This window comes from Mesorhizobium sp. LMG 17147 (assembly GCF_024297145.1).
Taxonomy (GTDB): Bacteria; Pseudomonadota; Alphaproteobacteria; order Rhizobiales; family Rhizobiaceae; genus Mesorhizobium.
Map to the genome: position 1 here is coordinate 1 of NZ_JANCTC010000023.1, position 21,491 is coordinate 21,491.

Below are 21,491 nucleotides of genomic sequence, written 5' to 3' on the forward strand. Positions count from 1 at the left end.
CAAGGTGCGCGTCGCCATGAGCAACGCCTTCGCCATGGGCGGCACGAACGCAGTTCTGGCATTCAGGCAGGTGTAGAAGCCATGCAAGACGCCTCATTTGAGGTCACCTGTCGTATCTAGCTGCTTGAGGGGCGGGGCATTGTGATACAGGGGGAGCTGTGGGGCCCCTCTTTCTCGGCCTCGACGATGTGGAAGGAGCCTGTGCGGCGAAACGGGCCGGCCCCCCAGGCCCAGAACTTGGGCGAAACCAACTCCCACCAAAGGACAGCCGGTTTAGTAGCCGAACAATGAAGCCTCGCTCGACGAGCCGCCGCCTCTACTGTCAGCGGCATCACGCGGTTGAAGCGAACAGCGCAGCGGCTACTGTTCCGCACAACTCGGATGGCAATTGGGACAAGTCCGCACATGTCGTCACGTACGCTGAACGCCGCAGGTACAGCCAAATTGGGGGCGGGGCGTTTCTGCCGTTTTGATAGAATTCTATCAAACTGACAATTTTCCTTGCACAAATGCAAGGAGAGCTCGATTGACCCCTCCCTCTCTTGCGTCAACGATGGGTTTGCAGGCTGAGACGCTCGTCCTGGTGAAAGGCAACGATGCTCAGGCGCCATTGCCATTTGCCGAGGGCGTCCGCGCGCCGGAAATTTCGAAGCAACAAAGGTGAGATCGAGAATGATGATGACGAAATACAACACAGCTCACCGTCCAGTGCAGTTCTACCGGCGGGTAGCGGAGTGGGATGGGCTGCCAAATGGAACGTAAAAAGATCAGCAAGGAGATGCTTGGCGATAGTCAGGCGCTGCGCAAGCTGCGTGAGCACCTTGTCAAGGTGGCCAAGGCGAAGACTACGGTCCTGTTGCGAGGTGAATCCGGAACCGGCAAGGAGCTGGTTGCCAAAGCCATTCACGAGCTCTCGCCTCGCGCCAAGCAGCCCTTCATCAAGGTCAATTGCGCGGCGCTCACCGAGACGCTTCTGGAATCTGACTTGTTCGGTCATGAGAAGGGTGCCTTCACCGACGCGAGCAGTTTGCGCAAGGGGCGCTTTGAGGCTGCCGACAAAGGCACATTGTTTCTGGACGAGATTGGCGAAATATCAGGTTCGTTCCAGGCTAAGCTGCTGCGTGTCCTGCAGGAGCAGGAGTTTGAGCGCGTCGGCAGCAACCACACCATTAAAGTTGATGTTCGCGTGATTGCCGCAACGAACAGGGACTTGGAAACGGCAGTTCAACGCAAGGAGTTCCGGCAAGACCTCTATTATCGCATCAACGTCGTCACTTTACGCGTGCCGGCATTGCGCGAAAGGCGAGGTGATATTCCGCTCTTGGCCGCTCAGTTTCTCAAGAACTTCAATACTGAGAATGATCACACGCTGACCTTCGCTCCCGAAGCGATTGAGGTGCTAATGAACTGCGAATTTCCAGGTAACATCCGAGAGCTCGAAAACTGCGTTCAACGGACGGCAGTTCTGGCGACGGGTCCATCAATCCTCAGAACTGACTTTGCCTGTTACGCGGATCAGTGCTTGGCCGCGGCGCTGTGGAAGAACGGACCGCCGACGTCAGAGACGTCGACTACGATCGAGCCTTCCGCCGCCTGTGCCGCCCCGCCCGTCGGCGACGGGCAAGCGCCGATAGGCCCTGCCACGACTCGTGGTAGGGTGCCCGATGCCGATACGGTCATTGCTGCCATGGAAAAGTGTGGCTGGGTGCAGGCAAAGGCGGCGCGCCTGCTCGGTTTGACCCCGCGCCAGATCGGCTACGTGCTGAGAAAACGCGGTATCGAGATCAAGCGTCTCTGAAACAACCCGCCGAGCAAGAGCTGGAGCAGGTCAAGCATTGGTGCTCTGGCGCCGAGCCCATCGGCCAGGCTTACGAAGTGGGTGTGAACAGCGCTGCCAAGATTCCGGCCGTGTGCTTTCTACCACCAGTCGTACTGGGGCTCTGCGACTGACAAACTAAAAAGGAGTATCCTATGGCTAGTAACTTCGCTCTACACCGCAAGGGCAAATCAATTCGACGTGCCTGAAATCCAGAAATAATCGATGTATCATTGGTGACACGCCAGCATGCGTAGAGGCGACGCGCAGATCTCCGCTGGCGGGACCTGCTCGATACATTAGCTGATGGCTTACCGCTCGATATCACGCAATCTGAGATGGGCATGAAAGTGAGTTCGACCGCTGGACAGTTGCCGACTTCGTCAGGTATTGGCCCCTGCGACCGGTTGATCTGCGATATCCAAATTCGCGGAAGTTGGTCGAGACGAACTGTCGCCCCGGCTCGTGACCGACCGCGCGCCCGGCAAGACCGAGTTACAAAGTTGCCGAGGCAGTTTGATGTGCGTTCCTGCATCACTGTACGGGACACGACCTGACGGGAGACTATGATGCGTAGCCAAAAAGAAAAGATGCTCGCAGGCGAGTTTTACAATGCGGCGGATCCGGAGATCCAAGCTGACCTGTTGGCCACCGGGGCTTGGCTCAAGCGGTACAATGATACGCTGGGGCAGACCACGGGGCATTGGCATGAGCTTTTGTCCGAGCGGCTGGGAGAGGTTGGGCGCGGAACGGTCATCCGTCCGCCCTTTTTTTGCGACTACGGATTCAATATCCGCATTGGAGCCAATGCCTACATCAACTTCAACTGCGTTATTCTTGACGTGGTAGAGGTCAAAATCGGGCAAGGAACGGCAATTGGGCCTGCTGTGCAGATTTATACCGCCGATCATCCACATGATGCCGAGCAGCGGCAGGCCGGCCTGCAGGTCGGGCGTCCTGTTCGCATTGGCAGCCGTGTCTGGATCGGCGGTGGAGCAATCATTCTGCCTGGCGTCACGATTGGTGATAATGCAGTGGTAGGCGCTGGCTGCGTGGTCACACGAGATGTTCCCGCCGGGGCAAAGGTAGTGGGAATTCCTGCTCGCGTGGCCGACCCACATAAACAGGCATAATCAACCTCGTTGACCCTGGAGGTGCATGCGAACTGTCGAAACTGTGCCGAATTTTTGTCGAAGCCATTGAGCGCTGCATATGTTGTCGCGACTCGGGCGCTTCAGTTCTTTTGCCACGGGGGTCACAAGATCATGTGCGTAATGCCGCCGCAACGTGCTCACGTCCCGCAGCAGCGGACCCTTTCACATGGCCCAACGAATTCAGAGCCTCCGTTGTGCTGCCACTAGCATTACTGCTCACGAATGTATTCCCAACTGAGTTTTCGCCCTTGGAGGCAAGCAGCGACTCACCAGCAATCGCCGGCCATTAATCCTGGCTAGCATCGACCCCGACGAGGCGAGCCGCGGCGTTGCGGATCGGCATGTCGATGACCGTGATTGCGCCTTCGGCAAGGAAACGACGTTCGTTTCTGGTCAGCGTAGCCGAATCGATCACCGCAAAATGTGGGCCAGTGGAGCGCTTCATCATCTGTCTGGCATATGTGCGCAGCATCTGATCGTTGAAGCGACAGCCAACGAAGAAAAAGCCCCGGTTGACGCGCCGTTGCTTCACCACGTCCGGGATCGGCGTCTGGATATCAATTTCGGTTAGGACTTCGACGTAATCGGAATCAGCCACGAGGAAGTTTGCGGCCGGCCTGACGCTGCCGTGCGGCGCATAGAGCACCGTCCTTGCCACTTGTTCGGCGTCGAGTTCTGTTCCTGACAAATCGTAAGTTCTCGTCCAGATGTTACCAATTCCGGTCGCGCGCGTGGTTCCTTGTATCTCGACAACGTCTGTTTGGCCGGCCTCTGCAAGGGCTGCTCGCATGGCGCCATCGTACCAGCTGTCGATGATGACAGACAGTTGAAGGGTTGCGAGCCAGGCGTGAAGAACGGTCGGCTCGGCGGGGGCTGCGAATATCTCCGCCATCCACGCTTGAAGAGTCCGACGATGTCGGCGCTGCTCGATAAACTGCGCGACCGACCACATATTGGTGCGGATCCTGGAAGGGGCAGGCGCCCGCTTGTTGAGTGCCGCGGCGACATCTTCCGGGGTGCAAGGTACAGGTGATTCCGGCGCGTTAAGCTGCAGAAGACCAGGACCGAGATAGGGGATCACTCGATCGGCCTTGAGAGCGCCCTTCAGCAGGTCAATCAGCTTTTTGGCAAAACTGCCCCGGACGACGACGAGATGGTCCCAGCTCAGCATCGTGTTCATACGCGTTTCCTCTCCGCCACTGAACCCACCGGCATCAGGCCCCGTCGGAAATCTTCATCGCCTCGACCGTGATCGGCAAACGCGTATCGCGCGGAAGGTCGGGCAGCATGAGCCGCCAACCATTCCTGAGCGTCACGGTCCCGCCCCATAAGTCTGCGTTCTCAATCTCGGTGATCGGCTCTTCGAGATCCTTCTTGGGGACATAAGCCGACAAGCCAGTAGCGGTCCTGCGAATCATTACTTTCATCCGGCTGTTCCTCCGTTGGAAATGCCTTCAGCTCCGCAGGGAACCTCGACTTTGTCGAGGCTAATGAGTTCGCGCGCTCGCATGCCGACGACCGTGCCACGATCGATCCATTCGACCGCATAGATGAAGAATTGCTGGAGAAAGGTTCCAATGTCGCGCACGTAGCCTTCGTCGCCCTTCCGCACGAGGTTTTCGCCGATCTCCTTGCCGGGATAGGTTCCGTCGTTTTTTATGTGGCGTGTCGCACGGACCCGCTCACCCTGCATGAACCGTGGCGGTCTGCCGATTTCGACCTCCTGTTCGCGTCTGGACCACATGCTGTCCATTCCTTTCTCGAGGCTTTTGGTGTGGTCGCGGTTTGCAGGCGTCCTCGTGCGGCGAACCCGACCTTCGGTAGGAATCAAGCGGGAACGCAGGTTTTCGGTACCGGACAGACCGACACGCATTGCTGCGTATCGAAGGCCTCCTTGCATTCGGTGCACTTGTTTGGATCGATCACATAGGCGTCGCCCTTGAAATTGATCGCTTCCGAGGGACATTCGAACTCGCAGGCCCCGCATTGGGTACATTGGGATGCGATGATCTTGAAAGCCATTCTAACTCCTGGTTATCGGACGAGACGGCTCAGGCCGTCGCCGCTAGTGGTCTGATCCCAAACTCGGCCGCGTAAAGTGCGCTGACTGCGGTCTCGATATAGTCATGGGCATAGGCGTCGGTTGCGCGCAGTCCAGCTCGCGAGAGTTGTTCCTTCGGGCGATTTCCGATCTTGGCGCATAGCACTATGTGTATGCCTTCGAGCGCAGCGATGACGCCCTCGAGGATGGCGTCTTCGCCCCCGCCTCCGAGGCAATACCGCTCGACCTTCCGATGCCCGACCAAGCTGATCCCTCTAGGCGAGACTTCATAAACCTGGAATTCCTTCGCGTGGCCGAAGTGTTCGTTGACCCGTCCACCTCCCTTAGTGGCCACCGCAACCAGAAGCGACTTTTCGGAGTCTGTTGCCTTGACCATACCGATGGCTTCGCTCCTCGCCGCCTCATGATCACGGCGCTCGTGTGCGACCACCTGCCGATAGGCCTGACGCTTGCCAGCCTCGTAGGTGACACCGTCGGGAATCCAGTCCAGCGTGAATTCCTGGCCACGATCTTCACCGAGCAGGCCGACAGCATCTGCCCGGCACTGCCGGCAGTGGCGCATCAACTTGGCGCCACCTTCAAGTCGATCCTGAAGGGCCATCATCTCCATTGCCGTTGGGCCGCGCTGCCCGATGAGTCCGTAGTGGGTGCCGTGCGCCGGGTCCGAAATCAGAGGCATCACGTTGTGCAGGAACGCGCCCCGCTCCTTGACCATTTTGTTCACCTCAAACAGGTGCTGGTCGTTCACTCCAGGAATCATCACCGAGTTGATTTTGGTGAGGATGCCGCGCGCGCTCAGCATTTCCAGGCCCAACATCTGCCGCGCGTGCAAGATTCGAGCGGCTTCGATGCCGAAGTAGCGGCGATTTTCATAAAAGATCCAAGGATAAATCTTTGCGCCGACTTCCGGGTCGACCATGTTGATGGTGATCGTCACGTGATCAACATTCATTTCGGCAAGCTCGGCGACATGGTCCGGCAGCACGAGCCCGTTGGTGGAGACGCACAGCTTTATGTCGGGGATTTCCCTGATGACGCGGTCGAACGTTGCCTTCGTTTTCTCCCAGTCGTAACAGGCATCCCCCGGCCCAGCGATGCCAAGAACCGAAAGCTGCGGAACTTTGTTGGCAACCGCGATGACCTTGCGTAGCGCTTGGTCGGGCGTCAGCTTCTCAGACACAACACCAGGCCGGCTCTCGTTGGCGCAATCGTATTTGCGATTGCAGTAGTTGCACTGGACATTGCAAGCCGGCGCGACCGCCACATGCATACGCGCGAAATAGTGATGCGCTTCCTCCGAAAAGCAGGGGTGATCCTTGATCTTGTCCCAAATAGCCGGATCCACATCGCCCGGGCTGGTCGGCGACGAGCCGTAGGAGGACGGTGCGCAGCCACCGGATTTCGCGGCTGCCAGAAAACCCTCGGATGTCGTGCTAGTCGGCCCCTCAATCGAAATTATCGGTGAGGACATCAAACGGCTCCGTTGCTGGTACGTCGCGGTTCAAGGTGCAAGAGCCATACCAACTTAAAAAAGCGGCTTCAGTTCACTATTTGGGTCGATGTCGGGTTGTGTGAGGCCGGCGCGACACAATTTTGTCCTGCTTGCGACAGTGCAAGTCCAAATCCGTTCAGAAGCACAAAGCACTCCTTGTCGCGCAGAGGGCGCGCAAGACCACTGGCCTGACGATTGGCTCATCAGGCTCTTAGAATTTCCTTCACCTCGATGCTATGCCGGCGTATCGCCTAGCCGACTTGTCGCGGCGTGAGGCCGAGAATTCGAGCCGCATTAGCCTGAACCCAGCCGGCCTTCTCCATTGTGTCGATCAGCCGGTCACGCTCCGTCCGCCGCGGACCCAGCGCCGGTCCGGCCGTATCGTTAGAATCGCAACCGGCTATCTCGTGTTCAGGGGCGCCGATGCGCCGAACCGGCATCGTGCTGGGCCGTGAGAGCTCGTCGATGACATTGCCACGTTCCGAAAGATTGGTTCCTTCCAGAGGAGAACGCGCAAGTGTGGCTGTTCTTTACACGCAGTTCTCCAGCTCGCGGACGTTGCCGGGGGAAATAGCATTGCGAGATCAGCTCAACTGCCGACGGCGTAAAGCCATGGTTCTCCATATTTCAAGGGTAAGCGCTGTGTCCTTCCAGGAGTGCCCGCGATCTGTGGGCCTGCCGATTCTGAGGTGGATCGGAGATCGGCTTGTGTCTGAACTTGAACTTACGATTGACCCTGAGCGGCAGCCTCGGCGTTTCGAGATGATCAACGGCGCTGTTAGTCGACGGCATTGGTCGATGGACGACAAGGGACGGAGTCATCGCCGAGACCCTGGAGCCGAACGCGGTGATCTCGGAGGTTGCCCGGCGCTACGGGCTGCGGCCGCGGCGGAACGCTCGCAAGCTTGCTACGTCCGCAGGACAGGCCACTCCCGCCTTTGTTCCGGCGGTGGTTTCGGTGGCGCCACCGGAACGACCCGTTGGGCCTACATCCGTGCACCAGAACTCAAGGCCGCGGCCTGAGAATCGGCCGCCGCTCACCCTTTACTTGGTTCCTCAGCCGACAGCGCTAAGAAGGAGAGCAACTTCCGTCGGTGCGAGGATCGTTGCGTCGTGGCCAGTGGCGAGTTCCTGCCACGCCCAGCCATCCTGCTTCGCGACCCATTCTCGCGCTCCCGCCATCGGCGGGTGGAGTGGATTAGTGCAGACGACATAGGTTCGGGGCCTGCCGTTGCCGAGCGGGTGCTCGAGCTTAAGTCCGCTTTCGTAGGTGCCTGCCGGATGCGGTGTTATCCGGCGCCGCACCCAGTCCGTGAGCGAGTGTCCCTCGGGAATGCCGAATGCTGTTGGCGGCGGAGTCGGCATGAAGATACCCCGTCCTTCCTCCGCAACCAATTTTCGACGGGCGGCGACGATGTCGGGGGGCATGGTGCTGAATACACTTTGACCGCTCTCGACGATGGCGCCGTCGAGATAAACGAGATGGCTGATATGGTCGGGTATCCGGTCGGCGGCGCCGGTGATGCTGATGCCGCCTAGACTGTGACCGACAAGGATCACATCGCTCAGCTCTTCCGTCACAATGTGGTTGACGATGTCGGTCACGAATGTGTCGGGCGTGATGTCCTTGCACAGCAAATGTGCGCGTTCGCCGACACCTGTCTGGGTCGGCGTGGTCACGTGGTATCCCATCTTGCGAAGATTGGCGGCCACGTCCCGCCAACACCATCCGCCATGCCAGGCACCATGCACTAGCACATACGTCTTTGTCATGGGTTGTGCCGTTCCACTTGCTCACCGGCCGTTGTGGCTGCCATCCGGCACGATGGCCGGACGTTGTCCCAAAGGGGCTCGACCACGTGACCGGTGGTAAGTCCGGCGCACAGGGCACCGCCGTGGCCTGAGGACACCGCTAACGAGTCGAGGAAATTTGAATTGCGAAAGGCCAATATTCACTAGCTCTTTGCAAGTGGATGGAGAGGCTCATGGTGTGCCGCAGTTGCTCGCTGCCGGCATGCTCTTGGCACGGTCCCGGCTGATCATCCGAACTTGAACAGGACACCAAAGCCGCCGCGCGGATAGTTCCACTCGATGTCGCCGCCTTTCTCGCACAATATCCGGCAGGTGCCGCATTCCATGCAGCCGTCGGCGGTGATCTCGACTTGACCCTTGTCATTCAACTCATAGCATTTCGCTGGACAGACGTAGGTCAACGCAAGCAAGTTCGCGCTTGGCTTGTCGTGCGGTCGCACTATAATATGGGGGCGGCCGGAATCGACCAGATAGCGGTTCTGGTAAAGCTTGTCCTCGACACGAACCTTCGTCACTGCGATCGTCATCTTGTACCCTCTTCAGCGCCATGCCAATGCCAGGCGGACCGCGTCGCTGACCAACCCCCAGCGCGAGCGCGCGTTGATGAAGGCGGCCGTGGTGTTCTTTTCCTTCTCGATCTTCGGCGTGCCGTCGACACGCATGAAGTTCTGAGCGGCATGCGACATCAACCGCGGATAGCTGTCAAAAAAGTTGCTGGAATTGGTGTGGAGTAAGGCTGGCATGTCCTTGTATTTCTTAAGATCCTTGATCACAAAGGAGTCATCCAGCATCGTCTTGTAGAGCGCAAGGTTCGCTTTGGTCATAGGACCGTTGCGGCTTTTGACTTTGATGATCGCCTCAGCCGCGACACGACCCGAGGTCATGGCAAGGTTCGAACCCTCACGGTGAATGGCATTGTTCAGTTGCGCTGCGTCGCCGACGATGACCCAACCGTCGCCGAAGAGCTGCGGAATGGCCCTGTAACCACCTTCGGGGATAAGATGGGCGGCATATTCTTTCACCTCCGAGCCAGCGATCAGCGGCCGGATCGAAGGATGGTTTTTCATCGCATCTAGGAGGGCGGACGGGCTCTCCATCGTCGCGGCGAAATCCGAGACCAGGCAGCCGATGCCGAGTGAAATCGACTCCTTGTTGGTGTAAAGGAAGCCGAGCCCGGCCATGCTGCGAGAGATCGTGCCCACGGCCTCGATTACGCAGCCTTCATCGCCCTTGACACCGAACCGCTGGCCAATGACCTCTTCGGGCAAGAAATGCATTTCCTTGACGGCAAGCGCCACGGTCTCCGGCTTCGGCATCTCGCGCAGGCCTGCGCGAGTGCCAAGCAATCCCGACACCCCTTCTGCGAGAACGACCACATTCGCGAAGACCACTCCGCCAGCCCGGTCTGTGCGGACGCCGATCACCTTGCCATTGCCATCACGGACGAGTTCCGTCGCGGTCGTCTCACACAGGACCGTCGCGCCAGCCTCGCGCACCTTGCGGGAAAACCATTTGTCGAACTGGGCGCGGATGATCGTGTAGCGGTTGGGTTTCGCCTCATTGAAGTCGTCCGACCGGTAATGAATTCCGGTGTGAGACGTGTCGTCCATCACCCAAAGTCGCTGTTCGACCAGGTGCCGCTCGAGGGGCGCATCATCCCGGAAGTCCGGGATGATCTTCTCCAGCATGTTCGCGTACATTATGGCACCCTGGACGTTCTTAGAGCCCGGATATTCCCCGCGCTCCAACTGCAGTACCTTCAGCCCCTGGCTTGCCAAAGTGTAAGCAGCTGCGTTTCCGGACATGCCGGCTCCGACCACAATGGCATCGAATTGTTCAATCATGTCCTCTCCCTCAACTCGCAAGCTTGTCTCGACTGTGCGGCGACAGCCGCCGGGTGAAGGCTTCCGTCAGTGCGGGCAGGAAGCGGATTGCATCCGTGACGATCCCGAGGTGGGCGAACTCGAAAATCGGCGCGTTCGGATCGGTGTTGATCGCGACGATGAGATCGGCCCCCTCGACCCCAACTCGGTGCTGGATGGCGCCGGAAATTCCGGCCGCGATGTAAAGCTTCGGTCGAATGGTCTTGCCAGTTTGGCCAATCTGCCGATCAGCCGGCATCCAGCCCTTCTGGACCAAGGGGCGCGAACAGCCATGCTCGGCGCCGATCGCTCGGGCAAGTTTCTTCACAAGCTGAAGGTTCTCCGCCGCGCCGAGACCGAGGCCTCCCGCAACCACGACATCCGCATAGGCAAGATTTGCCATTGCCGACTGGTTATCCGGCAGGAAGCCGAGGACTTTGGTGACGATATCGTCCTCAACGAGCGACAGCTTGTGCCGCATGACACGCCCGACCGGCTTATCCACCCGCTGCGGCATAGGCATGACCCTTGGTCGCACCGTCGCCATTTGCGGCCGGTAGTTTAGTGTATAGATCGTACACAACAACGAGCCACCAAAAGTCGGACGGGTCGCGGCGAGTGAACCGTCGGAATCTACATCAAGTTCTGTGCAGTCGGCCGTGAGCCCCGTCTGCAGGGTCGTCGCTACCGAGCCCGCAAGATCCCTGCCCAGTGTGGTCGCGCCGAGAAGGAGGATTTCGGGTTTATGGGTATTGACCAGATCCGTGAGCGCCTTGGCGAACGGCTCGTTCCGGTAGTCGGCGAGCGGCGGCGCATCGACGATGTAGACAAGATCCGCCCCGTAAGCGAAGGCCTCGGCAACAGCGTCCTCGACCATCTCGCCCGGCGGTCCCAGCACGACGCCCGCGAGCTGGACTTCAAGCTTGTCGGCTAATTTGCGGCCTTCACCCAGCAGTTCGAATGATACAGGATGCACATTGCCGCGTTCGAGCTCGAGGAAGACCCACACGTGCCGGTAGTCTTTGAAACGGTCGGGAAGTTCTTTCTTTACACCGGAACGGCCGGGGGCGAGGCGAGGGGTAGCTTGGCTTGCGGTCGACATTTTCTGCTCCTGGCCGTCACGTGCCGCTGTTGAAGGCCAACTCATGTTCCAGCGCCGGCCGGCGGGTTAAGATATTGGCGATGAGTTCATCGGCGATGTCCTGCAAGCACTTTTCCGCGGTGTCGATCTGCGCCGCGCTTTCTGCCCGTGCGGTGGGGGCGAAAACACGCTTGACGACTGTCGGCGAGCCACGCAGACCGCACCGGGTGAGATCATCAATGCCGGCGTCGGCTGCAGTCCACTTCACGACTTGGCTGCGCGCCGCGCAAAGAGCCTGCTGGAGCGAGCCCCGGCGGATTTCGTTGGTGTCTTCCAGCATGGTAATGAGGCAAGGGAGTCTGCTCTTCAGCAACTGGGTGCCGCCTTCGGCGCGACGCGCGACTTCGATCTCGCGCGTTTTGAGATCGATGGAGGCAATCTTCGCGACATAGGTAAGTTGCGATAGATCCAGGCGCTTGGCTATGCCGGGTCCGACCTGGGCGGTATCGCCGTCAATCGTCTGCTTGCCGGTGAAGACGATGTCCGGCCTGCCGAAAGTCTCCCCAATTTTTGCGATTGCTTGCGAAAGAGCAAAGGAGGTCGCCAGCGTATCGGATCCGGCAAAATAGCGGTCCGTCAAGAGAACTGCTCGGTCAGCACCGTAACCGAGCGCCTTTCGCAGCGAGTCCTCCGCCATGGGCGGACCCATTGTGAGCACAGTAACCTCGCCACCATGAACGTCGCGCAGTTTGAGCGCTTCTTCGAGGGCGAACAGGTCGTAGGGATTGATGATGGTCGGCACACCCTGACGCATGATCGTGTTCGTCACCGGGTGGACGCGGATCTGTGCCGAATCCGGCACCTGCTTGATGCAGATTACGATGTGCATTGGCGATTTCTCTAAGCTCCCAGTCCGGATGCGTGCTTGGCGGTTCACCTCATGCCTGCATCGTTCATGCCAAGTCTTCTTCCTGCCTCTATTCCAGAAGGTGGCTTCGTTTGCTTCCGAGGAGGCGTCATGAGGACTGGATTTGTCGACTTCTCGACATTGTCGCGCCGCAGCCGTGTCGGGCTCATTACTTTCCGAACCGCTTCAGTGCAGAGTCGAGAGGGACGAAGGCGCGGCCAGGTGCGGCACATATGTTTGGATCGTGGTCCCTTAGCACCTTGAACACACGTTGCGTGAGCGGCGAGGAAGTCGCGAAATCTTCGTAGGCGCGTTCCAGCTTGGCGCGTACCCGCGCGGCGATTACCTGGTCAGGCAGACCGGAGAAATCTTCTTCGGCAAGGTATTGGCCCACGCGCTTCATGATATGGAGCCGCGAGACATTCATCACTTTCGGGTCGTAGGAGACGCCAAGGCAGGCGAAGAAGTCCTCCGCAGCCGACAGCCCCTTCAGTCGCGCCAGGATATCGGTGGGATCGATCGGGCGGCTGTCAGCGGAGCAGTTCATTGTATTCTCCCGGCACGAAATTGTGGTGTCGATGCGTTGGTGACATTGCTGACGGCGTGCCGACCTCTGGCACGGCGGCTGGGCAAGAGACTTGGCGATCTCAAGCTTTTCTGAAGTGGTGAAGGCGACCCCGGGTTTGACCGCTCTCCATTGCGCAGGGTCGTCACGTTGAGGAAGACCTCACGGCTCGTCGGCTATTGTGCCGCTCGGACCCGGGCCGGAATGAAGCTGTTCTGCACCTCGCCCGCACAGTCCAGCACTGGGAACGGCCCGTAGCTTCTCGGTGATCGCAGGCAGGACCTCAAGCACGCGGTCTACGTCATCTTCGCCGTTGTCACGCGACAAGGAGAAGCGGACTGCCCCACATGCCGCGTTCATAGCGATCAGAACATGGCTCGGTTCCAGTGAGCCAGAGGCACAGGCGGACCCGGCGGAACAGGCGATTCCCAGCCGGCTCAGGACAATTGGGATTGCATCGCCTTCGATACCTTCGAATCCAATGTTTGCAGTGTTTGGCAATCGCTCTTGCGGATCGCCGTTGATGGATGTGTTTGGGATGCGCTGGATGATCCCGTTCTCAAGGCGGTCGCGCAACCATTTTATTCGTTTTGTCTCGTCCATGAATTTCAAGGCGAGTTCGGCCGCCATGCCCAGTCCGACTATGCCGGGTGTGTTTTCAGTGCCTGCACGCCGGTCGCGCTCTTGGTGCCCACCCTTGATCATGGAGGAGAAGCGCACGCCACGTCTTACATAAAGCGCGCCTATCCCCTTTGGACCATGCAGCTTGTGGGCGGAGAGCGACAGCATGTCGATCGCGGTCGATTTCAGCTCAATCGGAAGCCTTCCGACCGCCTGCACTGCATCAGTGTGGAAAAGCGCGCCGACTTCCCTGGCTAGATCGGCAAGCTTAACCACGGGAAAGATCGTACCGGTCTCATTGTTCGCCCACATTATCGAGACGATTGCCACTTGTGGGGTGAGGGCGGTTCTGTAGGCGTCCAGGTCGAGCCGGCCGTGGTGATCGACTGGGATAATGTGCACCTTGACGCCGCGCGTCTTTTCAAGGTGCGCGCACAACTTCAGAACGGCCGGATGTTCAACCGCGGAAGTCACTATTTCCGTTCGGTCGGGCATCACCTCCAGCGCCGAAAGGATGGCTGTACTGTCGCTTTCAGTCCCGCCCGAGGTGAAGATGATCTCGTCCTCGAATCCCGCGCCGATGAGGGCTTGCAACTGTTGCCTCGCCTTTCTCACGGCTTCAGCAACCGATGCGCCATAGGCGTGCATGGACGAATGATTGCCAAATTGCTCCGTAAAGAAAGGCAACATCGCTCCAACGACTGCAGGATCAACCCGCGTCGTTGCGTTGTTGTCGAGATAGACAGGGCTCATTGGGAGTGATCCTTCAACTGCTGAAATGATTCAAGGGTAGGCGGGCCATTGAACCTCTGGCGCATATCGTATCTGGTAAGGTGGGCGGCCGGGCGAGCGATGGCTTGGCTGACCGGTCGCTGTCGACATTGCCCTTTGGTGGCGGCATCCGCCGGGAATTCAGCTGTTTCGGGCAATTTTGTTTGCTTGCCCACGGCAACGATCGATGATCGCGATTTCGCGCATCACCGAACGCAATTGTTCCGGGCCGACAGTGCGTGTCGGCCGGTTCCAGAGCGCCGGCGGTTACCGGTTCGACGCAGTATTCCTTGGCGTCGCTATAGTCGAACATAGCCTGTTCCCTCGCAATCATTTGCAGGACTTGCCGCAGCCGCACGTCTCACGCGCATTGGGGTTATCGAAAACAAAGCCGGATGTTTCGAGCCCAGTGACGAAGTCCACGGTCATGCCGGCGGCATGGGGTTGGGAGCCTCTATCCATGAACACCTTGAGCCCATCTCGCTCGATGATCGCATCGCCCTCACGTGAGACGCTCTCCAGGCCCATTGAGTATTGGAAGCCGGCGCAGCCGCCGGCATGGACCATGATGCGAAATCCTTCCGCCGGCTCGCTGGCGCGGTAAAGAGCGGCCTTGATGGCGGCAACAGCGTTGTCGGTGAGCGTAATCATGGCTCGATTTCTCCTCGGTCCGACGTTTTCGCGGATCATCTCGCATGGACCGTGCCAAAGGGAAGACGTGTCAAAAACCGTAGGACATCCCGACGTCTCTTATGCTCGATTGCTGGGGAGACGTCCGACAACCGACACTTACTGTCGGGTTTGTCGCGTCCGCGTCACAGGAAGGGCGCCTGAGTTCGCGATGCACTCACGCGTAAAGCAATGAACAGAGCCAAAGATGTTCAGAGCTTGCCGCGGAGCAACTGGCACGATTTTTGTGAAGCCTTCGTTGCGGCGGCAAAATTGCCGGCCGATTCACCTTTGGGTTGCCCTCGCAATCGAAGAACGAAGGAAAGCAATATGATCCATCAGACCCGCCTTGAGTGGGAAAGCAGCACCGCCGGTGGTACCCGAATGCTCGATCGGCCGATTGGCGCCGACCACCCAACAATCGCTCTCTACCGGCGATTGGCCGCTGACCGCCCGGAGACAGGATTCGACTGGCATGTGCCTGACGATCGATCGCGTCCGCCGTGCACACCCCTGAGGCCCGTTTTTCGATCGATCGTCAAAAGAAGAACGGGGCGGGGGTAAAAACATGGATCAGCGCAAGAAGCGGTCGCCCAACGAAATCCGGCGTGCGTGGGAAGTCTGTCCGAACATTCCCGCGCGTGATTTCGCCGCCCAATTGGCCATTTCGGAAGCGGAACTGGTCGCTGCCCATTGCGGTTTCGGCGCGGCACGCATCGACCCGCGCGTCAATCACCTTCTGACGGGCCTCGAATTCGTGGGCGAAGTGACGGCGCTGACCCGCAATCAAGGTGCCGTGCACGAAAAGATTGGCGTCTTCAACAGAGTGATAACCGGCAACAATCACGCCATGGTCCTTGGTGACGAATTCGACCTTCGCGTCTTCCCGCAGGCTTGGAGGTATGGTTTCGCTGTTGAAAGGCGCCATCGCGGCGGAATCCAGCGCAGTTTGCAATTCTTCGACGCCACCGGCGCAGCAGTGCATAAGGTGCATCTCAGGCCGGTCTCCAACCTTCATGCCTATCGAAAGCTGGTGGCCGAGCTCGTATCCGCCAACCAGGAGCCGACCATGTCGCTTAAGGCGAGAGTAGCCGACCTGGGCGCGAGGACTGCGGACTGGGCCGGCACGGTGGACGACCTACGCGAGCACTGGAGCCGGCTGACTGACGTCAACCTTCTAAAGACGCTCAAGCTCAGCCGCTGCCAGGCTTTGCGCATGGTCGGCCAGGATTACGCTTGGCTGCTCGACAATGCCGCAGTTGGCGCCGTGCTCCAGCGTGCGGCCGAAGACGAATTGCCGATCATGTGCTTCGTCGGCAACCGAGGTTCTATCCAGACCCATTCCGGCTTAATCAAGTCGGTCAAGCAGATCGGGCCGTGCATCTATGTGCTGGACGAAACGTTCCGGCTGCATCTCAGGACCCACCAAATCCGTGAGGTTTGGGCCGTGCGCAAGCCGACCAATGACAGTCACGTCACCTCGCTCGAAGCATATGGGTCCGACGGCAAGATTATCATCCAGTTGTTCGGTGCGCGCAAGGAAGGCGAACGCGAGCGCGACGACTGGCGGGTTCTGGCGGAAAACCTGCCTCGTTTCCCCGACAGCTACATGAGAAAAGACCGATCGTCGTCGGTGGGACGCCGGCGCCCATCTGCCTCCGCAGCCAGTAGCCGGGCATTGAAGCCGAGATCGGGGACACGATGACGCAATAAGCGCGCTGTATTATCGCAACGCGATGAGCAGGAAGCAATTTGGCGCTGCCCCATCGACCGCATGGTTACGACGAAGCCGCGGCCTTTGGGCCGAGCTCAGAGGTGACAATAGCGTGAACGCCGCCGACCGTCGTCACTCCCCACCAGGCGGTCAGGTTTTGCGGTTCGGGCCGAGCAAAAATACTGTCAAGACAGCGAGGAACGTAGCAACCGCGCTGTAGACAAAGACACTGGCAATACCCGTGTGATCCACCAATAGGCCACCGAAAGCTGTGCCGGCTGCGATGGGCACTTGGAAGGCTATGACCATCAGTACACCAGCGCTCTCGGCCTGTTCCGGAGCGACGCGCAGCACCATCCAGGTCTGCAATCCGACCGGGACTGCGCCAAAAGCAAAGCCCCATACGGTAACTGCAATTGCCGAGATCAAGGCCGATGCTCCCATCGTCAGGAGCGAGACAGCGGCTACGGCAATGAGCAGGGGCGGCAGGGCCGCGACCGCCTTGAGACTGTGTTTGGTGAGGAATGCGCCGGCTAAATTGCCGAAGACGCCGGCCGTGCCAAAAGCAAGGAACACGAGCGGGATCGACTTCTTGTCGAGCGCAGGAACGCTCTCAAGAAAGGCGCGGATGTAGGCGAAGCTGGCAAAATGGCCGGAAGCGACCAATAGCACGACTAGCACCGCAACCTTCATCGCCGGATTCTTCGCGACATCCAGCGGACTGCGGAATCTGCGCACTTCGATCGGAGGCAGTGGCGGAATGGTTACGAGTTGCACGAGCAGCGCAACGGCACTCACGATTGCGGCGACCTTGAACGAGGCTCGCCATCCCCAAATGTCACCGACATAAGCGCCGATTGGAGCCGCGCAGACGGAGGCGACAGAAACGCCGGTGAGGATGATCGACATGGCGCGCGGCATGAGGTGACTTGGAACCAGCCGCATCGCCAACGCTGCCGAAATTGACCAAAAACCACCAAGCGATATGCCAAGGACGACGCGTGCCGCCAGCAAAACCGGCAGCGACCCCGCAACCTCCGCCAGAACGTTCGACAGGATCAGCAGGAGCGTCATCGCCCAGATGACGACCCTGCGGTCCAGACGCTTTGTCACGATGGCGATTATCGGTGCCGAGATCGCCGCGACGATTGCGGTCGCTGTTAGCGCCTGTCCAGCCGTGCCCGTGGTGATACGGAGATCATGCGCGAGCGGTGTCAGAACGCTGGCGGGCAGAAACTCTGCCGTCACAAGCCCGAAGGTGCCGAAGGAAAGCGAAATGATGGCACCCCATGCAGGGCCAGAACGTTGATAGGGACTTTCTGGGTCAAGCCGATCTCGGTCGAACAAAGCCGCGTCCACTAAATCTGTCGCCGATTCGGTCATGAATGAGTTCTCCGGCTAGGAGCTGTTGCAGCAGGGGTGGCTACATCGCCGGGGATCAAAGCCGCGAGACCTTCCGGCGGCGGCCAGTCGGCATCAGTCGAGGCCTCGGCGCCCGACGCATCCGAGGCCTCATCGGAGGGCCGACGGACCCAACCGTCGACAATGCGGGAGAGTTCTCGGCGCGGTCGCATCGATCGCATTCGTCGAAGTGCGGCCTGTTCACTGCGAACCAAGCAAGCCGAACGCGGTGTCCTCGATCGAGGCCTTGATTGGGGGATGATCGACGATCTCTATATTGCTTTGAAGCAGGAAGTTCCGTCGCCATATGTGGTTATCCTGGCAGCCAGAATTGAGCGGTTGTCGCAAGCACCAAGGCGGTCGCAATGAGTGCAACGAGGCGGAAGTCTGATCGATGGCTGCGGTTCGATGGCCGCGCGATCGACAAAATTGAGGTGATGAGTTATCCCTTTTGAAGCCGTTGCTCCCAATTTTGGGATAAGGTGATTGCAGGCGGTCCCAGCAACGTCGGGCGGCCTTTTTGGTGATCGAATTCATGGGACGACACTCTCGGTCCGTGACGCATCTGCGAATGACTGCGCAAGTTCCGTGCCATCAACGACAAATCTGGCTCTGCTGAGCGGGTGGTGGAGGCACGAGCGTGGGCTATCCCAAGAGCTTGCCGCAAGGTTGTTCGAAGTTGAGGTGCCGGATAGACCGCAAATATGTCGGGCGGCCTGGGGTTGGCCAACACGAAGATGCGCAAGTTCAAAAGGACGAGCTGAACCCTTGCCGATATCCGTCCGAGGCTGATCTGGAGAAGGTCAAGAACTGCGTCTTGAAGGCTTCCGCCGCACCGGCAAATGCGAAGCCAAGGTGCTGGGCAAGATGGACAGGGCCATCCAACCCGTCGACTGGACGCTCATGGCGTCGGTGTGGCTCTGTAGCTGGCGAGAAAAACGCCCTGCTGAAAGACAAAAGCTCGTGTGGCCGGCTCTGAAGGACGGCCAATGAGGCAGGCGAGGAGAGGCTATAGTCCATTCGTGTAGACTGATCTTGTCCCACGGAGGCGGCTAACCACCCCGCCAGACATCATCGAGGGGAGCGCCACTAGGCTCACCCCAAGTGTTGGTCATTTCCACCTGGGTGACCTCGGCCAAGTCACCAAGCCGCTTAGCGCAAGCTTTCGAACTGGATGCTCCCCGGGCACATGATCGGCTAGCGATCCCACCAGTTGAGTTGCTCCAAGTCGGTGTCTAGCTTTCTACATTCTGTGTCCGACGCTGGACAAGAATGTTGCAATCCCGACCAGCAAGTCAGCGCAGGCGCCACCTGCTGCCCAGCAAACAGCAAGGATTATCGAAAGACGAATTCGGCACGGAGCTTGCACCAACGATTGCATGCAAATGCCGACAGCATCTCATGAACGGTCTCTCGATTCTGGCGCGGTTAAATCGCGGCCGGTTCCAGATCATGTCCCGCCCGAAATGGTGAGGGACTTCAACCTGTTTACGTCGCCCGGCATGTTGCCGACCGCTAACGGGGATCCGCATGCAGCGGTTGCTTGCATTCATGCCGGGCCTCCGATCTTTTATTCAACCAGCAACACGCGCGACGGTCGGGGTACCTGGGTCATCACTCGCGCGAGCGACCAGCGCCGGGTGCTGCAGGACACCGAAACGTTTTCCAGCCATCGCAGCATCTTCGCCTCTGTGCTCGGCGAGAGCTGGCCGATGATCCCGCTTGAGCTCGATCCGCCATTCCACGGTGTTTTTCGCTCACTGCTCAATCCGCTGCTTTCGCCAAAGCGGGTAATGGCATTGGAGCCGGCTGTCCGGGAACGAGCGATCAAGCTGATCGACAGGATCGCCGCATCAGGCACGAGCTGCGACATCATGAAGGATTTTGCAGTTCCGTTCGCGGTCAATATCTTCCTTCGCTTTATTGGGCTTTCGGACGACGGACTAGAAACATTTGTCGGCTGGGCTAGAGATCTGCTCCACGGCGATAAGGAGCAACGACCACCCGCAGCCCGGACGATCGTGGCCTTCATCGACGAACTTGCCACCGAGCGCCGCAAGGAGCCGGTCGATGATTTCATGACCTTCATCGTGAAGGCAAAGGTCGAGGGCCGTCTGCTCAGTGACGAAGAAGTCCGTGGCATCGGCGTGCTTGTGTTTGTCGCGGGGCTCGACACGGTCTCAGCAGCCATATGCTTCGACTTGGCCCATCTCGCGCGCAACCCCAAAGATCAGGAATTGCTACGAAGCGAACCGGACCGGACTGCCGTCGCTGCGGAAGAATTGCTGCGCGCCTATTCGACCATTCAGATGATCCGAGTGGCAACGAAGGATGTCGACTTCAAAGGCGCGCCGATCCGCAAGGGAGACTATGTTTCCTGTGCCACGATGATTGCCAATCGTGACCCGGCGGAATTCGAATGCCCGAATGAGATCGATCTGGCGCGCGAGGACAACCGGCACGCTGCCTTTGGCTATGGTCCCCATCGTTGTCTTGGCTCACACCTTGCCCGGCGGGAGATTGTCATTGGCCTGGAGGAGTGGCTGGCGCGCATCCCAGCCTTTCGGATCAAGACAGGGACTGAACCTATCACCTTCGGCGGCCATGTGTTCGGGATCGAGAATCTGATCCTGGACTGGTCCTGAAGTTTCAGCCAACGACATTGGAGTTCGCTATGCGTGTCGTCGTACATAAAGCCAGATGCCAGGGTCATGCGCGCTGCTGGGCGCGGGCGCCGAGAGTCTTCAAGCTTGATGACGCCGGCTACATCTTGCCCGGTGATATTGATGTTGCCGATGGGGAGCAACTGCTTGCCTCAAAAGGGGTACGAGCCTGCCCCGAACAAGCTCTGGAAGTTGACGAGCCCCCCGCTAACTCAGTTGTAGAGAGAGACACACGCAAAGTGCAGACTGGCATCGGGAAGGATAAAACAATCATACAATTCGCGACAGACCCTGTCGACCACGCGAAAATTACCGAACTGCGTGACCGAGAGGCGATCCGCAACTGCCTGTATCGGTACTGCCGCGGGATAGACCGCGCCGATGAGGCGGCGCTGCGTAGCGCATACTGGCCCGAAGCGTATGACAGGCACGGTCCCTATTGCGGACCGGCAGAGGACTTCATCCAATTTGCTCTCGGTCTGCCGGGGCACCGTAATATCCATCAAATCACGAACAGCCTGATCGACTTCATCAGTTCAGCAGAGGCCGCGGTCGAGAGCTATTTCACCGCGCTGCAACGCGGACCGGATACAGACCAAGAAATACGTCAGACGCTGCTTTGCGGCCGTTACTGCGATCTGTTTCAGAAGAGGCAGGACGAGTGGCGAATTGCGGAACGGACAGTCGTCTACGATTGGGTTGAGGAGCAAATCCCGCCAGCGATTCTTGAGGCAGATAGGTTCGGCCGGCGACAGCCGATTGGAGCACCACATCCAGACGATCCCATCTACCAGTTGCTCAAGGGTCACATCCCCACCGACCAAGATGGCGTCGAGGGTCCCCAACTGGGAGCTGCATAAGTGGGTAGAAATGGAGGATGAGCGCCCTACGGGAACGACAT

Annotated in this window: 19 protein-coding genes and 3 pseudogenes; 6 read left to right on the top strand and 16 right to left on the bottom strand. The window is 59.0% G+C overall.

Annotation, left to right across the window (positions count from 1 at the left end):
• Positions 1–754 precede the first annotated feature (754 nt).
• Together nifA and NMG46_RS25930 are read left to right on the top strand one after the other, a co-directional pair.
• A pseudogene (gene nifA / locus NMG46_RS25925) lies at positions 755–1,798 on the top strand (nif-specific transcriptional activator NifA); the annotation flags it as partial.
• 584 nt (positions 1,799–2,382) lie between these two features.
• Complete coding sequence (locus NMG46_RS25930) at positions 2,383–2,949, top strand: sugar O-acetyltransferase (protein WP_029356595.1); 567 nt, start codon at positions 2,383–2,385, stop codon at positions 2,947–2,949.
• Between the two features lie 307 nt (positions 2,950–3,256).
• Here NMG46_RS25930 and NMG46_RS25935 read toward each other — a convergent pair whose 3' ends face one another.
• From NMG46_RS25935 to NMG46_RS26005, 15 genes are all read right to left on the bottom strand, one after another.
• Positions 3,257–4,150 carry an SIR2 family protein gene (locus NMG46_RS25935; RefSeq protein ID WP_029356592.1) on the bottom strand — a complete coding sequence of 298 codons (894 nt, stop codon included), beginning with the start codon at positions 4,148–4,150 and terminating at the stop codon, positions 3,257–3,259.
• Positions 4,151–4,184: 34 nt separating this feature from the next.
• On the bottom strand, positions 4,185–4,397 hold the full coding sequence (gene nifT, locus NMG46_RS25940; protein ID WP_024505230.1) for a putative nitrogen fixation protein NifT: 213 nt from the start codon (positions 4,395–4,397) through the stop codon (positions 4,185–4,187).
• A complete protein-coding gene (locus NMG46_RS25945) occupies positions 4,394–4,714 on the bottom strand; it encodes a nitrogen fixation protein NifZ (RefSeq protein ID WP_029356589.1) in 321 nt (106 codons plus the stop codon). The genes nifT and NMG46_RS25945 overlap by 4 nt, the downstream gene beginning before the upstream one ends.
• 83 nt (positions 4,715–4,797) lie before the next feature.
• Positions 4,798–4,992 (bottom strand): 4Fe-4S binding protein, encoded by a 195-nt coding sequence (locus NMG46_RS25950; RefSeq protein WP_029356587.1) that lies wholly within the window; start codon positions 4,990–4,992, stop codon positions 4,798–4,800.
• 29 nt (positions 4,993–5,021) lie between these two features.
• Entirely contained in the window at positions 5,022–6,503 is a 1,482-nt protein-coding gene (gene nifB, locus NMG46_RS25955; protein WP_029356585.1) for a nitrogenase cofactor biosynthesis protein NifB, read from the bottom strand.
• Positions 6,504–6,775: 272 nt separating this feature from the next.
• Positions 6,776–6,964: a helix-turn-helix domain-containing protein gene (locus NMG46_RS30050; protein ID WP_348627402.1), complete on the bottom strand. Its 189-nt coding sequence runs from the start codon at positions 6,962–6,964 to the stop codon at positions 6,776–6,778.
• Between the two features lie 616 nt (positions 6,965–7,580).
• Positions 7,581–8,297, bottom strand: a complete 717-nt coding sequence (locus tag NMG46_RS25965; RefSeq protein ID WP_029356581.1) for an alpha/beta fold hydrolase — start codon at positions 8,295–8,297, stop codon at positions 7,581–7,583.
• Between the two features lie 266 nt (positions 8,298–8,563).
• Positions 8,564–8,863 carry a ferredoxin family protein gene (locus NMG46_RS25970; protein WP_024505235.1) on the bottom strand — a complete coding sequence of 100 codons (300 nt, stop codon included), beginning with the start codon at positions 8,861–8,863 and terminating at the stop codon, positions 8,564–8,566.
• A gap of 12 nt (positions 8,864–8,875) precedes the next feature.
• Entirely contained in the window at positions 8,876–10,180 is a 1,305-nt protein-coding gene (locus tag NMG46_RS25975; protein WP_024505236.1) for an FAD-binding protein, read from the bottom strand.
• Between the two features lie 10 nt (positions 10,181–10,190).
• Positions 10,191–11,300 (bottom strand): electron transfer flavoprotein subunit alpha/FixB family protein, encoded by a 1,110-nt coding sequence (locus tag NMG46_RS25980; protein WP_029356578.1) that lies wholly within the window; start codon positions 11,298–11,300, stop codon positions 10,191–10,193.
• A gap of 16 nt (positions 11,301–11,316) precedes the next feature.
• The gene (locus NMG46_RS25985; RefSeq protein ID WP_029356576.1) at positions 11,317–12,168 is read right to left on the bottom strand and encodes an electron transfer flavoprotein subunit beta/FixA family protein; all 852 of its coding nucleotides are present in this window, start codon (positions 12,166–12,168) and stop codon (positions 11,317–11,319) included.
• Between the two features lie 187 nt (positions 12,169–12,355).
• Positions 12,356–12,733, bottom strand: coding sequence for a nitrogenase stabilizing/protective protein NifW (gene nifW / locus NMG46_RS25990; RefSeq protein WP_029356574.1), 378 nt, complete (start codon positions 12,731–12,733; stop codon positions 12,356–12,358).
• A gap of 180 nt (positions 12,734–12,913) precedes the next feature.
• The gene (gene nifS / locus NMG46_RS25995) at positions 12,914–14,125 is read right to left on the bottom strand and encodes a cysteine desulfurase NifS (RefSeq protein ID WP_029356572.1); all 1,212 of its coding nucleotides are present in this window, start codon (positions 14,123–14,125) and stop codon (positions 12,914–12,916) included.
• Between the two features lie 13 nt (positions 14,126–14,138).
• Positions 14,139–14,456 carry a hypothetical protein gene (locus NMG46_RS26000; RefSeq protein ID WP_126038026.1) on the bottom strand — a complete coding sequence of 106 codons (318 nt, stop codon included), beginning with the start codon at positions 14,454–14,456 and terminating at the stop codon, positions 14,139–14,141.
• Between the two features lie 17 nt (positions 14,457–14,473).
• On the bottom strand, positions 14,474–14,794 hold the full coding sequence (locus NMG46_RS26005; protein ID WP_029356570.1) for an iron-sulfur cluster assembly accessory protein: 321 nt from the start codon (positions 14,792–14,794) through the stop codon (positions 14,474–14,476).
• Between the two features lie 586 nt (positions 14,795–15,380).
• Between NMG46_RS26005 and NMG46_RS26010 the strand changes: the two are divergent.
• Positions 15,381–16,412, top strand: a pseudogene (locus NMG46_RS26010) (hemin-degrading factor); the annotation flags it as partial.
• Positions 16,413–16,676: 264 nt separating this feature from the next.
• Here NMG46_RS26010 and NMG46_RS26015 read toward each other — a convergent pair.
• Positions 16,677–17,909 (bottom strand): MFS transporter, encoded by a 1,233-nt coding sequence (locus NMG46_RS26015; RefSeq protein ID WP_029356567.1) that lies wholly within the window; start codon positions 17,907–17,909, stop codon positions 16,677–16,679.
• A 1,484-nt stretch (positions 17,910–19,393) separates the two neighbouring features.
• Here NMG46_RS26015 and NMG46_RS26020 point away from each other — a divergent pair.
• The 3 genes and pseudogenes from NMG46_RS26020 (at position 19,394) to NMG46_RS26030 (ending at position 21,450) form a co-directional block, all read left to right on the top strand.
• Positions 19,394–20,572 carry a cytochrome P450 gene (locus tag NMG46_RS26020; protein WP_029356565.1) on the top strand — a complete coding sequence of 393 codons (1,179 nt, stop codon included), beginning with the start codon at positions 19,394–19,396 and terminating at the stop codon, positions 20,570–20,572.
• 29 nt (positions 20,573–20,601) lie between these two features.
• Positions 20,602–20,724: pseudogene (locus NMG46_RS26025) on the top strand (ferredoxin); the annotation flags it as partial.
• A 138-nt stretch (positions 20,725–20,862) separates the two neighbouring features.
• Positions 20,863–21,450 carry a nuclear transport factor 2 family protein gene (locus tag NMG46_RS26030; protein WP_050580531.1) on the top strand — a complete coding sequence of 196 codons (588 nt, stop codon included), beginning with the start codon at positions 20,863–20,865 and terminating at the stop codon, positions 21,448–21,450.
• Positions 21,451–21,491: the final 41 nt, after the last annotated feature.

Coding starts and splice junctions, on each gene's coding strand:
- NMG46_RS25930 (WP_029356595.1), top strand. CDS start 2,383: ATGATGCGTAGCCAAAAAGAAAAGATGCTCGCAGGCGAGTTTTACAAT.
- NMG46_RS25935 (WP_029356592.1), bottom strand. CDS start 4,150: ATGAACACGATGCTGAGCTGGGACCATCTCGTCGTCGTCCGGGGCAGT.
- nifT (WP_024505230.1), bottom strand. CDS start 4,397: ATGAAAGTAATGATTCGCAGGACCGCTACTGGCTTGTCGGCTTATGTC.
- NMG46_RS25945 (WP_029356589.1), bottom strand. CDS start 4,714: ATGTGGTCCAGACGCGAACAGGAGGTCGAAATCGGCAGACCGCCACGG.
- NMG46_RS25950 (WP_029356587.1), bottom strand. CDS start 4,992: ATGGCTTTCAAGATCATCGCATCCCAATGTACCCAATGCGGGGCCTGC.
- nifB (WP_029356585.1), bottom strand. CDS start 6,503: ATGTCCTCACCGATAATTTCGATTGAGGGGCCGACTAGCACGACATCC.
- NMG46_RS30050 (WP_348627402.1), bottom strand. CDS start 6,964: ATGCCGGTTCGGCGCATCGGCGCCCCTGAACACGAGATAGCCGGTTGC.
- NMG46_RS25965 (WP_029356581.1), bottom strand. CDS start 8,297: ATGACAAAGACGTATGTGCTAGTGCATGGTGCCTGGCATGGCGGATGG.
- NMG46_RS25970 (WP_024505235.1), bottom strand. CDS start 8,863: ATGACGATCGCAGTGACGAAGGTTCGTGTCGAGGACAAGCTTTACCAG.
- NMG46_RS25975 (WP_024505236.1), bottom strand. CDS start 10,180: ATGATTGAACAATTCGATGCCATTGTGGTCGGAGCCGGCATGTCCGGA.
- NMG46_RS25980 (WP_029356578.1), bottom strand. CDS start 11,300: ATGTCGACCGCAAGCCAAGCTACCCCTCGCCTCGCCCCCGGCCGTTCC.
- NMG46_RS25985 (WP_029356576.1), bottom strand. CDS start 12,168: ATGCACATCGTAATCTGCATCAAGCAGGTGCCGGATTCGGCACAGATC.
- nifW (WP_029356574.1), bottom strand. CDS start 12,733: ATGAACTGCTCCGCTGACAGCCGCCCGATCGATCCCACCGATATCCTG.
- nifS (WP_029356572.1), bottom strand. CDS start 14,125: ATGAGCCCTGTCTATCTCGACAACAACGCAACGACGCGGGTTGATCCT.
- NMG46_RS26000 (WP_126038026.1), bottom strand. CDS start 14,456: ATGTTCGACTATAGCGACGCCAAGGAATACTGCGTCGAACCGGTAACC.
- NMG46_RS26005 (WP_029356570.1), bottom strand. CDS start 14,794: ATGATTACGCTCACCGACAACGCTGTTGCCGCCATCAAGGCCGCTCTT.
- NMG46_RS26015 (WP_029356567.1), bottom strand. CDS start 17,909: ATGACCGAATCGGCGACAGATTTAGTGGACGCGGCTTTGTTCGACCGA.
- NMG46_RS26020 (WP_029356565.1), top strand. CDS start 19,394: ATGGTGAGGGACTTCAACCTGTTTACGTCGCCCGGCATGTTGCCGACC.